The 12,119-nt window shown below is 70.8% G+C and carries 12 protein-coding genes and 1 pseudogene; 7 read left to right on the top strand and 6 right to left on the bottom strand.

The genetic code is table 11. The annotated features are described in order from the left end of the window. Positions 1-183 precede the first annotated feature (183 nt). The gene (locus ACWEKM_RS25055; protein WP_451623451.1) at positions 184-2,163 is read left to right on the top strand and encodes an N-acetylmuramoyl-L-alanine amidase; all 1,980 of its coding nucleotides are present in this window, start codon (positions 184-186) and stop codon (positions 2,161-2,163) included. Between the two features lie 136 nt (positions 2,164-2,299). Here the strand turns inward: ACWEKM_RS25055 and ACWEKM_RS25050 are convergent, their stop codons facing one another. Then, positions 2,300-2,770 (bottom strand): NUDIX domain-containing protein, encoded by a 471-nt coding sequence (locus ACWEKM_RS25050; protein WP_451623450.1) that lies wholly within the window; start codon positions 2,768-2,770, stop codon positions 2,300-2,302. 221 nt (positions 2,771-2,991) lie between these two features. Here ACWEKM_RS25050 and ACWEKM_RS25045 point away from each other — a divergent pair, with 221 nt between their 5' ends. The 3 genes from ACWEKM_RS25045 (at position 2,992) to ACWEKM_RS25035 (ending at position 4,988) form a co-directional block, all read left to right on the top strand. Further along, positions 2,992-3,138, top strand: a complete 147-nt coding sequence (locus ACWEKM_RS25045; RefSeq protein ID WP_451623449.1) for a hypothetical protein — start codon at positions 2,992-2,994, stop codon at positions 3,136-3,138. Positions 3,139-3,264: 126 nt separating this feature from the next. Continuing rightward, entirely contained in the window at positions 3,265-4,182 is a 918-nt protein-coding gene (locus tag ACWEKM_RS25040; protein WP_451623448.1) for a radical SAM protein, read from the top strand. Between the two features lie 2 nt (positions 4,183-4,184). Next, the gene (locus tag ACWEKM_RS25035) at positions 4,185-4,988 is read left to right on the top strand and encodes a hypothetical protein (RefSeq protein ID WP_451623447.1); all 804 of its coding nucleotides are present in this window, start codon (positions 4,185-4,187) and stop codon (positions 4,986-4,988) included. A 251-nt stretch (positions 4,989-5,239) separates the two neighbouring features. On the opposite strand, the gene ACWEKM_RS25030 is transcribed toward ACWEKM_RS25035, so the two are convergent. Together ACWEKM_RS25030 and ACWEKM_RS25025 are read right to left on the bottom strand one after the other, a co-directional pair. Beyond that, positions 5,240-5,563 (bottom strand): helix-turn-helix domain-containing protein, encoded by a 324-nt coding sequence (locus ACWEKM_RS25030; protein ID WP_451623446.1) that lies wholly within the window; start codon positions 5,561-5,563, stop codon positions 5,240-5,242. Continuing rightward, positions 5,563-5,882, bottom strand: a pseudogene (locus ACWEKM_RS25025) (type II toxin-antitoxin system RelE/ParE family toxin). Before ACWEKM_RS25025 ends, ACWEKM_RS25030 begins: the two are co-directional and overlap by 1 nt. A gap of 84 nt (positions 5,883-5,966) precedes the next feature. On the opposite strand from ACWEKM_RS25025, the gene ACWEKM_RS25020 reads away from it, so the two are divergent. Beyond that, positions 5,967-6,200 (top strand): hypothetical protein, encoded by a 234-nt coding sequence (locus ACWEKM_RS25020; RefSeq protein ID WP_451623445.1) that lies wholly within the window; start codon positions 5,967-5,969, stop codon positions 6,198-6,200. A gap of 23 nt (positions 6,201-6,223) precedes the next feature. On the opposite strand, the gene tatA is transcribed toward ACWEKM_RS25020, so the two are convergent. Further along, the gene (tatA, locus tag ACWEKM_RS25015; protein ID WP_451623468.1) at positions 6,224-6,550 is read right to left on the bottom strand and encodes a Sec-independent protein translocase subunit TatA; all 327 of its coding nucleotides are present in this window, start codon (positions 6,548-6,550) and stop codon (positions 6,224-6,226) included. A gap of 157 nt (positions 6,551-6,707) precedes the next feature. Here tatA and ACWEKM_RS25010 point away from each other — a divergent pair, with 157 nt between their 5' ends. Next, positions 6,708-8,318, top strand: a complete 1,611-nt coding sequence (locus ACWEKM_RS25010) for an LCP family protein (RefSeq protein ID WP_451623444.1) — start codon at positions 6,708-6,710, stop codon at positions 8,316-8,318. Here ACWEKM_RS25010 and mgtA read toward each other — a convergent pair. Together mgtA and ACWEKM_RS25000 are read right to left on the bottom strand one after the other, a co-directional pair. Then, positions 8,300-10,897: a magnesium-translocating P-type ATPase gene (gene mgtA / locus ACWEKM_RS25005; RefSeq protein ID WP_451623467.1), complete on the bottom strand. Its 2,598-nt coding sequence runs from the start codon at positions 10,895-10,897 to the stop codon at positions 8,300-8,302. The genes ACWEKM_RS25010 and mgtA overlap by 19 nt on opposite strands. Before the next feature lie 223 nt (positions 10,898-11,120). Continuing rightward, positions 11,121-11,483 carry an ArsR/SmtB family transcription factor gene (locus tag ACWEKM_RS25000; RefSeq protein ID WP_451623443.1) on the bottom strand — a complete coding sequence of 121 codons (363 nt, stop codon included), beginning with the start codon at positions 11,481-11,483 and terminating at the stop codon, positions 11,121-11,123. A gap of 303 nt (positions 11,484-11,786) precedes the next feature. Between ACWEKM_RS25000 and ACWEKM_RS24995 the strand changes: the two genes are divergently transcribed. After that, positions 11,787-12,053: a GlsB/YeaQ/YmgE family stress response membrane protein gene (locus ACWEKM_RS24995; protein WP_451623466.1), complete on the top strand. Its 267-nt coding sequence runs from the start codon at positions 11,787-11,789 to the stop codon at positions 12,051-12,053. The last annotated feature ends 66 nt before the right edge of the window (positions 12,054-12,119 follow it).

Raw genomic sequence — 12,119 nt, 5'->3', positions numbered from 1 at the left:
CGCCGGGGCGGACGCACTGCCGCCGACCGGGTGGCCTGTGCCGGGCGGCTGGTCCACGCCGGTGACGCTCGGCGCGCGCCTGCGCGCCGAGCACGGAAACGTATGAGAGGTGGCGTGCGGGGCAACTCCCTTGTCCTGGTTGCGCTTGTCCATGTCGCGACGAGCCCGTTGGAGTCACCTGCAATGAGAAAACGTGTCGCCTCCCGTGTCCTCATCGCCCTGCGCGGACACCGCCTGACGGTCTGTGTGGCCGCGTCGTCGATGCTCGCGCTCCCGCTGCTGGCCGTCCCACATGGTGACGACACGGCGGACGATCGGAGCCTACAACACGACTTCCAGACCGCCGCGGAGGAATACCGCGTGCCGCAGAGCGTGCTCATGGGCGTCTCCTACCTGCAGTCGCGCTGGGACACGCACTCGGGCGCCCCGAGCGTCAGCGGCGGGTACGGGCCGATGCACCTGGTGGACGGGGCCCGTACCCCGCCGACGGCCACCTCGGCGCCCCCACGGACCGGCGACGAAAACCTCGCCGGTCCGCCACCGCGCGCGCCGCTCCCGATGAGCCGACCATCCCTCCAGCCGGCCGAACTGCGCCGCGCCGCCCGTCTGATCGGCGCCCCGACGGAGCGGCTGCGCACGGACCCCGGGGCCAATGTGCGCGGCGGCGCCGCGGTGCTGGCGGCGACCCAGCGGCAGCTCGGCAAGCCGCTCAGCGACAACCCGGCCGACTGGTGGGAGGCGGTGGCCCGGTTCCCCGGCTCGACCGATGCCGCCACCGCGACGACCTTCGCGAACGACGTCTTCTCGCTGATCCGCAAGGGCGCGCAGCGCACCACCGAGGAGGGACAGCAGGTCACCCTGACCGCCCAGCCGAACGTGCACCCGCGCCCCCAGCCGGCGCCGAAGGACCCGAACCGGCCCAAGCAGGTCGAGTGCCCGCAGGAGGTGACCTGCTCCTGGCTGAGCGCGCCATACGTCCAGTTCGACGACCAGTACGGCAACCACGACCTGGCCGACCGGCCCCGGGACGAGAAGATCGAGTACATCGTCATCCATGACACCGAGGCGTCCCTGGACTCCATGCTCAAGACCGTCCAGGACCCGACGGAGGCGTCCTGGCACTACTCGGTGCGCTCCGAAGACGGCCACATCACCCAGCACATCAGGACCAAGGACGAGGCATGGCACTCGGGCAGCCAGTTTGTGAACGCCCGTTCGATCGGCATCGAGCATGAAGGTTTCCTCACCCAGCCCGACGCCTGGTACACGGAGGAGATGTACCGGTCCTCGGCCCGGCTCGTGCACTATCTGGCGAAGAAGTACGACATCCCGCTGGACCGGCAGCACATCTTCGGCCACGACAATGTGCCCGCCCCCACCGGCGACACCATTCCCGACATGCACGACGACCCGGGCCCGTTCTGGGACTGGCGGCACTACTTCGACCTGCTCGGCGCGCCGCTGAAGGCCACGGCCGGGGCGGACGGCGCGCTGGTGACGATCCTGCCGGACTACGCCACCCACCGGCCGACGTACACGGGCTGCACCGGGGACGGTGCGCCGTGCGCGCCGCACGGGTCCAGTGCCGTGCGGCTGCACACCGAGCCGCGCGAGGACGCCCCGCTGATCCAGGACCGGGGCCGGCGCCCGGACGGCGAGGACTCCACGACGGACGTCAACGACCTGGGGTCGCGGGTCTCCGCCGGCCAGACGTACGCGATCGCCGGGCGCCAGGGCGACTGGACGGCGATCTGGTACCTGGGCCGCAAGGCATGGTTCAACAACCCGAAGAACCGCCCGACGGCCGTCGGCGCGGCGGGGAAGATGGTGACGCCGAAGGACGGCCTGACCGAGATCCCGGTGTACGGACGGGCCCTGCCGGAGGGCGACGCCTACCCGGAGGGCACCGAGGGGGCTACCGAGGCGCCGCTGCCGTACACCATCGCCGCGGGCCAGCGGTACGTCACCCAGGACCGGCTGACCGGCTCCTACACCGACCGCTCCACTTTCGCCTACTCACCGAGCCCGGTGGTGAAGGGCAGCGAGGAGTACTACGAGATCCAGTTCGGCCACCGCCTCGCCTACGTCCGGGCCGGCGACGTCGACGTGGTGAACGCCCCGGGCACGGCCCCCAACCCGCCCACCCAGCCACAGCCCAAGTGACGGATGCCGTGGAGCGGCCCGAGCAGCTCTCGCCGTCCGTCACCGTGGCGGAGCTGCGGCTGCCGCAGCAGGACACGCTATGACGGCGCACGGGGCTGTGGCGAAGTCAGGGTTGGCGTTAGGAGGGTGTACGGAATCAGCCGAGGTAGGGCTGCTCGCGGTGCTCCAGAAAGTGCTGAAGCCGTAGCCGCTGTGTGTGGTGCATGGGCAGCTTGGCCAGTTCCTCCGCCGGGACGAATCGCAGCTCCGTGGACTCGTGGGAGATCGCAAGCCGTCCGCCGACCGTTCGGGCGGTGAAACAGACATTGAACTGTCGACGCACCTCACCGTCCGTGTAGGCGATGACGTGACGCGGGTCGGTGTATGTTCCGACGAGCCCGGTAACCTCCACGTCCAGGCCCGTTTCCTCCTTCACCTCTCGGACGACCGTCCCCGGAAGTGATTCGGTCATCTCCATACCGCCACCAGGGAGCGCCCAAAGGTCGTTGTCCCGTCGGCGTTGAAGGAGTACGCGGCCTTCTTCGTCGGTAACCACGGCGGACGCGGCGACCACCAAGCTGTTCGGCTCAGGTGCCGTCGGGTCGTCGTAGCACTCGGTCCGCGCCATGGTCACCCTTCTCGTACCGGCGTCGCGGTGTACAGCCGTGGCCGAAGAGGCCCCCGCACCGTGGACACCAAGTTGGAGGACGTGCCCCACGACTTGCACGCGGCCTTTCTCCGCACGGCGCGCACGCGGACCCCGACTCTGACGTCTACCTGTGCTGGCCGGACGGGTCTTCGGAACAGTGGCTCCAAGACGTCAGGTGCTGTATGGGCAGGCCGGGCCCGATGGACACGGGGTGCACGATCTTCAAGGGCCATCCCGGACGCTGCGATTGGCAGTACATCGACCCGGCAGAGGTGGCCGCTCAGGCGCAGGCCGACCAGCTCATCCAGGCATGGGGCCTGTCTCACCTGTTCAAGTCTCCTGGCTGAGACTCCCTAGTCTCCCGCTCCCTACAGCACCTTGCCTACTGGTCTCCCACGCCAACCGAGAAGCGTAGGGGGCGGGTTGCACCACGCATCACCTCGAATCGGAAACGACAACCGAGAGGGAAGTGCATGACTGTCATCGCACAGACCCCGGTCATCGAGGCCGCCCGGGAAACGGGCTTCGTGTGGCTGGACCTCACCCGGAAGTGCCAGCTCCAGTGCAGCCACTGTCACAACAGCTCCAGCCCGGACGGAACGCACGGCACCATGACCGCCGAGGACTGGAGGCGCGTTCTCGACGAGTGTGCCGCAGCCGGCATTCCCCACGTACAGTTCACCGGGGGCGAGGTAACCATGTACCCCGACGCTCCGGCCCTGATCGAAAACGCCCTGACGCTCGGCCTGAAGGTCGAGGTCTACAGCAACCTCGTCCATGTCACCGCCGACTGGTGGCGGTTACTTCGGCAGCAGGGCGTCAGCCTGGCTACCTCGTACTACGGTGGGGAAGGCTGGCACAACGCGGTCACCCGGCGGGCCAGCCACGCCCGCACCCGAGCGAACATCGGGCGAGCGGTGCAGTACAACATCTCGCTTCGGGCGTCCGTCGTCGTCTTCGACCCTTCCGACACCGGCAAGTCCGCGGAGATCGACCTTCGCAACCTCGGCGTCCAGGACGTTCGCGTCGACCATGTCCGGCTGTTCGGCCGCGCGGCGGACGGGCAGAAGCCGTGCACGGACGGCCTGTGCGGGCGGTGCGGGGACGGGCGCGCATCCATCGGCCCCTACGGGCAGGTATCGCCCTGCGTTTTCTCTCCGTGGATGGGCGTGGGCAACGTCCAGGACGTGCCCTTGACCGCTATCCTCGGCGGCCCCGAGATGGCACAGGCCAACGCGACGATCCGACAGGGCCGGCGCCTCGCCCCCTCCCGCAGCTGCGGCCCCGACAGCCCGTGCGGCCCCGACAACGAAGAACAGAGCTGTGGCCCCGACACCGACGACGAGTGCGGTCCGGGATTCCCCCGAAGTGAATGCTCCCCAAGGAACTGAACATGGACACCGATCTGCCCGAAGACGCGATCCTTCCCCTGATCCGGGAGCACACGGGCCCGGTCGCTGAGATCCGACGAACCGAACGCGGCTTCAGCTCGAATCTGACGGCCGTTGTCGACTGCGCGAAGGGCCCCTTCTTCGTGAAGGCTATGCGCAACCGGCCCGGCGGCCGGCGCAAGTCCCTCATCAGGGAACGGCGGATCAATGCCTACCTTGGGCACATCTCGCCGCCCCTGCTGTGGGACGTGGAGGCCGAAGACTGGTTGGTCCTGGGCTTCGAAGCGGTCGAAGGCCGCTCGGCCGACTTCGCGCCCGACTCACCGGATCTTCCCTTGGTGGTCGATGCCCTCGGGCAGATCGGCAGGTTGCCCCTTCCGGAGATCGCCCGAGACTGGGACGAGAACCGATGGGACCGTTTCACCGTGGACAGCTCGGAAGTCGAGATGTTCAGGGGGGACTCGCTTCTCTACACGGACATCAACCCGAGCAACATGTTCGTAGAGGGTCGGCGCGTGTGGGCCGTGGATTGGTCGTGGCCGACCAGGGGGGCGGGGTTCATCGATCCGGCGCTCCTAGTCGTCCAGCTCATCGCGGCCGGACATACTCCGGCGAGCGCGGAGAAGTGGGCGGCTCAGTTGCCCGCGTGGCACAAGGCCGATCCGCGGGCGATCGATGCTTTTGCTGCTGCCAACCTGCGTATGAGCCGCGCCTTCGTCGAGCGGAAGCCGGATGAGGACTGGCTGAAGGCCATGGTCGAGGCGGGCCGGGCGTGGACCGACCACAGAGGGGTCACTGTGGAGTAGGCGCATCGTGCAGTAAGGCAGACCAACAAAAGACCGGACCACCCTCAGCCTGGACAGCGTTCCGGGTGGTCCGGTCGTGGAAGCCCAGTTCAGGACCCCGGTGCCGATTCCTTCCAGCGGACGGAAGGGCCTTCCTACGTGTGGCACAGTGCCAGGCCGATGCGCTCGCCCGGGTCGACCTCACCCATAAGGCATCTACGACACGCGGTGAGTCAGGTCGCCGACGTCGACGGGTCGAGCGGGGATCGGTTTCAGGCGGCGTGCGGGGTGAAGGTGACGTGGGAGTCACCCTCGTCGATGGCCAGGTTCAGGGTGCCCTTCAATGCCTTGGCCAGGCGTCGCAGTAGCGGGAGAGTGGGCACAGTGTCGCCCGCTTCCATCCGGGACACCTGGGGCTGCGTCATACCGGCCCGATCGGCCAGTTCGGCCTGGGACAGGCCAAGCTCGATACGACGGTCGTAGACCGTCTGTCCGAGATCACCGGCCAGCCGCGCGTCGACGTAATCCTGGTCGTACTCCACCGTGTCGCCCGCGAGTTGCCGGGCCCGGCGCGTTCTCCACGTGCTGTGATTCATCAGCTCTCCTTGCGCCGATCGTAGGTGTGCTCGGCTCGGCCATGCTCGGACTCGCAGACCTTCTGGGCCTGCTGCGCACGCTCGACTTCCGCCGCCTCACGCATCCTCGTCTTGCGGAACACCGTCAGCAGGACGATCCGCTGCCCGGGAGCGAGCCAGTACGGGATGCGCACGGCCTCGCCGTCCAGTTCGAGGCGCAACTCACGCAGCTTGCCGCCCAGGTGACGCGAGTACGGCTCACCAAGCGTCGTCGGCTCGTCCAAGAGACGGTCCGTCTTGTCCCCACACGTCGGTAGAGACGGAACGGAAGCAGCTCCAGCCAATCGTTTCGACTGCGCCTCGTGAACCGGTCGTGACCGGTGTCACAACTTCTGTTGACTTGCGCAACCTCTAAACTGTTGGGGTGAATTCGAGCGACGTGACGGGTCGGGAGAGCGCGGTACTCGACGGAGGGCCCGCGAACGGACTGCATATGAAGGTCTCCGGCCGGCCGGCGGTGATCCAGGTGACGTTCCCCTGCGAGGTGGACGCCCCGCCCCGGCCCGGGGTGCGCGCCGAGGCGGTGTTCGTCTACCGGCGCGACTTCCGGGTGAAGGACGAACCGCTGCGCTACGGCTTCGACATCGCCAGCCCTTGACCGGCCACCCAGGAGCCCGCTACTCAGTGAGCCGCCCGCCCCTCCGCGGCGGGCCGGGCGGTCGCGGTGTCGCCGGGGGCGGACTGGACCAGGCGGGGTGCGGGTGCGGTGGACGCGTCCCCGGCGGGCGCAGCGTCGAAGCCGGCGGTACCGGAGTCGGCGGTAGCGGACTGCGCCGCAGCGGGCCGGGGGCCGTCGTCGTCCTTCATGGCCTTGGCCTCGCTCTTGAGAATGCGCATCGACTTGCCCAGCGCACGCGCGGTGTCGGGCAGCTTCTTCGAACCGAACACCACGATGATCACGATCGCCACGATCAGCAGGTGCCACGGTTCCAGTCCGTTGCGGAACATCTGGCCCTCCCCTTCTTCCTCGCCGGACAGTGGCACGGACCCGGGCGGCGTACCATCTGCCATCGTTGCTACATTGCGCAACTGTACAACCATAGGACGGGGCGCAGCGTCTCCTCTGTATGAGCCGGACGGATGCGGGACGGATGAGGGCGCGCGGATGACCACGACCAGGGACGTTGACACACCCTCGCCGCACCGGCGCCGGGACGCGCCGTCCCGGCGCGGCGCCCCGCACGGCCGACGCGCGGCCCGGGGCCGCAGGCGCAGCCCGTGGCGGACGGCGCTCCTGGTCACCCTCTCCCTGCTGGTGCTCGGCACGGCGGGCCTCGGCTGGATCTACCTCAAGCTGAACGGCGACATCAACACCTTCGACGCGGGCGGCCTGTCCAAGGACCGCCCCGACGCCGCCGCCTCCAAGGGCCAGAACGTCCTGGTCATCGGCTCCGACGCGCGCACCGACGGCAACGCCGCGCTCGGCGGCGGCAGCAAGGACGACATAGGCCGCTCGGACACCGCGTTCCTGCTGCACGTCTACGCCGACCACCAGCACGCGACAGCCGTCTCCATCCCCCGCGACACCCTGGTGACCATCCCGCCGTGCAGGCTGCCCGACGGCAGCTGGACGAAGACACAGACCGACGCCATGTTCAACGCGGCGTTCTCCATCGGGCAGACCCAGAAGGGCAACCCGGCCTGCACCCAGAACACGGTGGAGCAGCTCAGCGGGATGCGCGTCGACCACACCGTCGTCGTCGACTTCAAGGGCTTCGCCGCGCTCACCGACGTGGTCGGCGGGGTGAAGGTGTGTGTGCCCAACGACATCTACCAGAACGATCTCAACCCCCACCGCACCACCCGCGGCAGCCTGATCTTCACAAAGGGCGAGCAGACCGTCTCGGGGCAGAAGGCCCTGGACTACGTCCGCATCCGGCACGGCATGGGCGACGGCTCCGACATCGGCCGCATCAAGCGCCAGCAGGCATTCGTCTCCAGCCTCCTCAAGCAGATCAAGAGCGAGGGCCTGACGCCGACGAAGCTGCTCCCACTGGCCACCGCCGCCACCAAGTCCATGACCGTCGACCCCGGGCTCGGCACGGCGAACAAGCTCGTCTCGTTCGCGATGTCGCTCAAGGACATCGACCTGCACAACACCAAGTTCGTCACCATCCCCTGGCGCTACGAGGGCTCGCGGGTCGCGGTCGTCGAGCCGGACGCCTCCGATCTGTGGGCCGCGCTCCGGGCCGACCGCACCATCGACGGCAAGGACGCCAGCGGCAAGCGGAAGACGACAGCCACCGCGTCCGCCTCGCCCGGCCCCACCGAGAGCGGCACCACCACGAGCGGCCCCACCGAGAGCGGCACCGGCGAGAAAGTCTCCGGCGAGGGCGCCTCCGTCACCGTCTACAACGGCACCACCACCCGGGGTCTCGCCTCCGACGCGGCGCAGTTGCTCACCCGGCACGGCTTCACCGTCACCGGCACCGGCAACGCGAGCAGCCGACAGTACGCCACCACCGTCGTCCAGTACGGGCCCGGACTGCGGACCCAGGCCGAGACGGCCGCCAAGCTGTTCCCCGGCGCCCGGTTGGAGGCGATCGGCGGCGCGGTCCTCAACGTGGTGGTGGGCGCCGGTTACGCCGACTCCGCCACGTCCTCGCCGACCCCCACCGCCGTGCCCGGCTCCGCCGTGCCCGGCTCCGTCGCGGACGGCGCCCGGTCGGCCGACGACGACCTGTGCTCCCACCTCACCTACGGCGCCGCCGGCTGACCCGGGCGATCCGAGCGTTCGTAGCGGCCCCGCGCCCGGACCAGCGCGGTGGCGTAGAGGGCGAGGACGACCCCGAGGAGCAGGTAGTACGCGGCCGGGAGGGTGGTCAGGCCGAGCGCCGGGCCGAGCGGCGACGGGGGCAGGACGATCCCGATGGCGGCCAGCCCGGTCGCGGCCCAGCCGACCGGGCCGAGCGCCCGCTCCGCGACCAGTCGGCGGCCGGTGCGCAGCAGCACCATCACCAGGGCCTGGGTGAGCAGGTTCTCGGTGAACCAGCCGGAGTGGAAGATCGCCTCGTCATCGCCGGTGCCCGGCCCGTGCAGGGACAGGGCGAGGACGGCGAACGTGGCCAGGTCGGCGAACGCGTTGAGGATGCCGAAGCCGGTGATGAAGCGCAGCACCTCACGCGGGCTGAGCACCGTGGGGCGGCGCAGCACCGACGGGTGCGGACGGTCGTAGGCGAAGGCGAGCTGGACGGTGTCGAAGCACAGGTTCTGCACCAGGACCTGCGCCGGGAGCATCGGCAGGAACGGCATCAGCAGGCCCGCCGCAAGCATCGCGATGACGTTGCCGAGGTTCGACGACAGGGTGATCCGCAGATACCCGGCGACGTTGCCGCCGCTGTGCCGGCCCGCCTCGATGGCGTGCCCGATCGCGGTGAGGTCCTTCTCGGCGAGGACGACATCGGCGCTCTCCCGGGTCACGTCCGCCCCGTCGCGCGGGGCGATGCCGACGTCCGCGGCGCGCAGCGCGGGCAGGTCGTTGACGCCGTCGCCGAGGAAGCCCACGGTGTGCCCGCAGGACCGCAGCGCGGCCGCGAGGCGCGCCTTGTGCTCGGGGGTGCAGCGGGCGAAGACGGTCGTAGGCCGGGCCAGCGCGGTGAGTTCGGCGTCGGTGAGGGCGTCGATCCGGCCGGCGGTCACCACGGCGTCCGGGCCGAGCGGGATGCCGAGGTCACGGCAGGCGCGGGCCGCGGTGCCCGGGTGGTCGCCGGTGAGAACCTTGACGCCGATCCCCTTCCCGGCGAACGCGGCGAGCGCGTCGGCGGCGGTGGGCGCGAGGGCGTCGTAGAAGGCGACCAGGCCGCGGAAGGTCAGCCCGCGCTCGTCGGCCGGGGTGTGGGCGCGGGCGCGGGCCGGGCGTTCGGCGGTGGCGACCGCGAGGACCCGTAGCCCCTCGTGCGCCGTCCGGTCGGCGAGGTCCGCCAGCCGCTCGCGCTCCTCGTCCGACAGCGCGCAGCGCTCCAGGACGGCTTCCACGGCGCCCTTGACGACGAGCGTGTGCGTGGCGAGCCGGTGCGGGGTGCGGACGACCGCGGTGGACAGCCGGCGTACGGGATCGAACGGCAGGGCGGCCACCCCCTCGTACGCCATGAGGTCGGCCTCGTCGGCCGCGTCCAGGAGCGCCTCGTCCAGGGCGTCCGGCGCGGGCAGGTCGGCCAGTTGCAGGGTCCACCAGGCGTTGACGGCCGCCCAGCGCAGGACGTCCGGGTCGGCGCGGCCGTCCGCGTCAAGACCCCGCTCGACCACGGGCCGGTCCTGGGTGAGGGTGCCGGTCTTGTCCAGGCAGAGCAGGTCGACGGCGCCCAGGTTGTGCAGCGCCGGGAGCCGTTTGACGATCACGCCGTGGGTGCGGGCCAGCAGGGCCGCGCCCCGGGTCAGACAGGTGGTGACGACGACCGGCAGCATCTCCGGGGTGAGCCCGACCGCCACGGCGACGGCGAACGGCAGGGTCTCCAGACCGCGCCCGCGCAGGGCGGCGCCCGCCATCAGCACCAGCGGCGGGGTGAGCAGCATGAAGCGGATCAGAATCCACGAGATGCCGTTCACCGACTGCTCGAAGGCGCTCGGCTCGCGCGGCCGGGCCACCTGCCCCTCGGCCGCGGCCAGCCGGGTGTGCGCCCCGGTGGCGACGACGACGGCGGTGGCGCTGCCGGAGACGACACTGCTGCCCTGGAAGCACAGCTGCGGCTGGTCGAACCCCGCCGTGCCGTCCGGGTGGGGGGCGTCCGCCGCGCTCTTCGCGACGGGTGCCGACTCTCCGGTCAGCGCGGCCTGGTGCACGGTCAGCCCGCCGGCCCGCAGCAGCCGGACGTCCGCCAGGACCAGGTCCCCCGCGCCGAGCCGCACGATGTCCCCGGGGACCAGGTCCGCAACCGGGATCTCCCGGGCGGCCGGCGCCGTCGTCTCGTCGGCGCGGCGCAGCACGGTGGAGGTGGTGGCGACCAGCTCGCGCAGCCCGGCCATGGACCGGTCGGCCCGGTGCTCCCCGGAGGCGCGCAGTACGCAGCTGACCACGACCAGCAGCAGGATCACACAGGCGGTGCCCCAGGCGAACACGGCGGCGGAGACCAGGCCGAGGCAGAGCAGCACCGCGGTGAACGGGTCCCGGACGCCGCGCACGACGAGCCGGAGCCAGGAGGCGTCCTGCCGGGCCGGAAGGGTGTTCTCGCCGACGCGGGCCAGCCGGGCGGCGGCCTCGTCGTCCGTCAGCCCGCGCGGCCCGGTGTCCAGCTGCCGTAGGACCTGGAGCGCCGTGGCCGCGCCGGACAGCGGATCCGCGGTCCCGGCCACGGCCACGTGGTCCGCGTCATCCGTGTCGCCCGCGCCGTCGCCGGGTGACGGGGACGGCGCCCCGGCGGGGCCCGGCCCCGAGGCACTCCCGAGCGGGCCGGGCGAGGTCCACTGCGGTCCGGCTGTCTGCGGTCCGGCTGCGCCCCGAAGGGGCGCAGGGAACTGCGCGGCCAGCCACGATGCGGCCGCGGACGGACGACGACGCAGCACGGCCAGTCCGGCGGAGCGCTTAGCCACCGGTTCCGTGCATCCGGCGGGGCGGTACGGACGGGAACTCGGCGCGGGCGGCGAGCTGTCCGACCATGAGCCGGACCACCGTGACGACGTCGGGGTCGTCGACGTAGTAGACCTGCCTGCGGCCCTCGCGGCGGGAGCGGACCAGACCGGCCAGCTTCAGCTTCGACAGATGCTGGCTGACCGCGGGCAGGGCCCCGCCCACCCGGTCGGCGAGATGGGTGACGTCACTCTCGCCCTGGGACAGCGCCCACATGATGTGCAGTCGGGCCGTCGAGGCGAGCAGACCGAACGCGGCGGCCGCCTCCGCCAGCACCTCGGCGGAGGGGTCCTGGAAGCCACCGACGAATCGCCCCACGGCTCGCTCTCCCATCCACCCAGGTCATGGCCTCGTCCACGCGCCGGCCCAGTCTATGTGTTCGGCAGCGCCCCGAAGGGGCGCGGGGAACTGCGCGACGAGCCACGATGCCGCCGCAGCCGGACAACGGCGCGGGCACGGCCGGTCCAGCGGAGCGCTCGGGTGGCCCGCGCAATGTGCTGAACACGTGACGAATTCTCGACGACTCGTCGCCAAGGACTCGCGACCCCTCGCCCGCGCCCCCGGGACCACCCATAGGCTTGCGCAAGCAAGCAACTCATCCCCTGGTTGGAGGACAACGACGTGGGCATCATCGGCTGGATCATCCTCGGACTGCTCGCCGGAGGTATCGCCAAGATCCTGCTGCCCGGCCGCGACCCCGGAGGTCTGATCGGCACCACCCTCATCGGCATCGCCGGGGCCTTCATCGGCGGCTGGCTCTCCGCCCGTTTCCTCGACCGCCCGGTGCAGAAGGAGTTCTTCGACCTCTACACCTGGGGCGCGGCGATCGCCGGCTCCCTGGTGCTGCTCGTGGGCTACCGCCTTCTGTTCGGCAACTCGCGCGACTGACCGCGCGGGCGTGGGTCGCGAACACGTCGTGCGGCTCCGGCGGCCGGGCGCCGCCGGAGCCGCACG

The organism is Streptomyces sp. NPDC004752 (genome assembly GCF_053601275.1).
The sequence above is the reverse complement of the archived record's forward strand: the minus strand, read 5'-3'. Positions and strand labels throughout refer to the sequence as shown.

What these genes read in the sequence shown, in the direction of transcription:
- ACWEKM_RS25055 (WP_451623451.1), top strand. Translation starts at nt 184, where the DNA reads ATGAGAAAACGTGTCGCCTCCCGTGTCCTCATCGCCCTGCGCGGACAC.
- ACWEKM_RS25050 (WP_451623450.1), bottom strand. Translation starts at nt 2,770, where the DNA reads ATGGCGCGGACCGAGTGCTACGACGACCCGACGGCACCTGAGCCGAAC.
- ACWEKM_RS25045 (WP_451623449.1), top strand. Translation starts at nt 2,992, where the DNA reads ATGGACACGGGGTGCACGATCTTCAAGGGCCATCCCGGACGCTGCGAT.
- ACWEKM_RS25040 (WP_451623448.1), top strand. Translation starts at nt 3,265, where the DNA reads ATGACTGTCATCGCACAGACCCCGGTCATCGAGGCCGCCCGGGAAACG.
- ACWEKM_RS25035 (WP_451623447.1), top strand. Translation starts at nt 4,185, where the DNA reads ATGGACACCGATCTGCCCGAAGACGCGATCCTTCCCCTGATCCGGGAG.
- ACWEKM_RS25030 (WP_451623446.1), bottom strand. Translation starts at nt 5,563, where the DNA reads ATGAATCACAGCACGTGGAGAACGCGCCGGGCCCGGCAACTCGCGGGC.
- tatA (WP_451623468.1), bottom strand. Translation starts at nt 6,550, where the DNA reads ATGTTCCGCAACGGACTGGAACCGTGGCACCTGCTGATCGTGGCGATC.
- ACWEKM_RS25010 (WP_451623444.1), top strand. Translation starts at nt 6,708, where the DNA reads ATGACCACGACCAGGGACGTTGACACACCCTCGCCGCACCGGCGCCGG.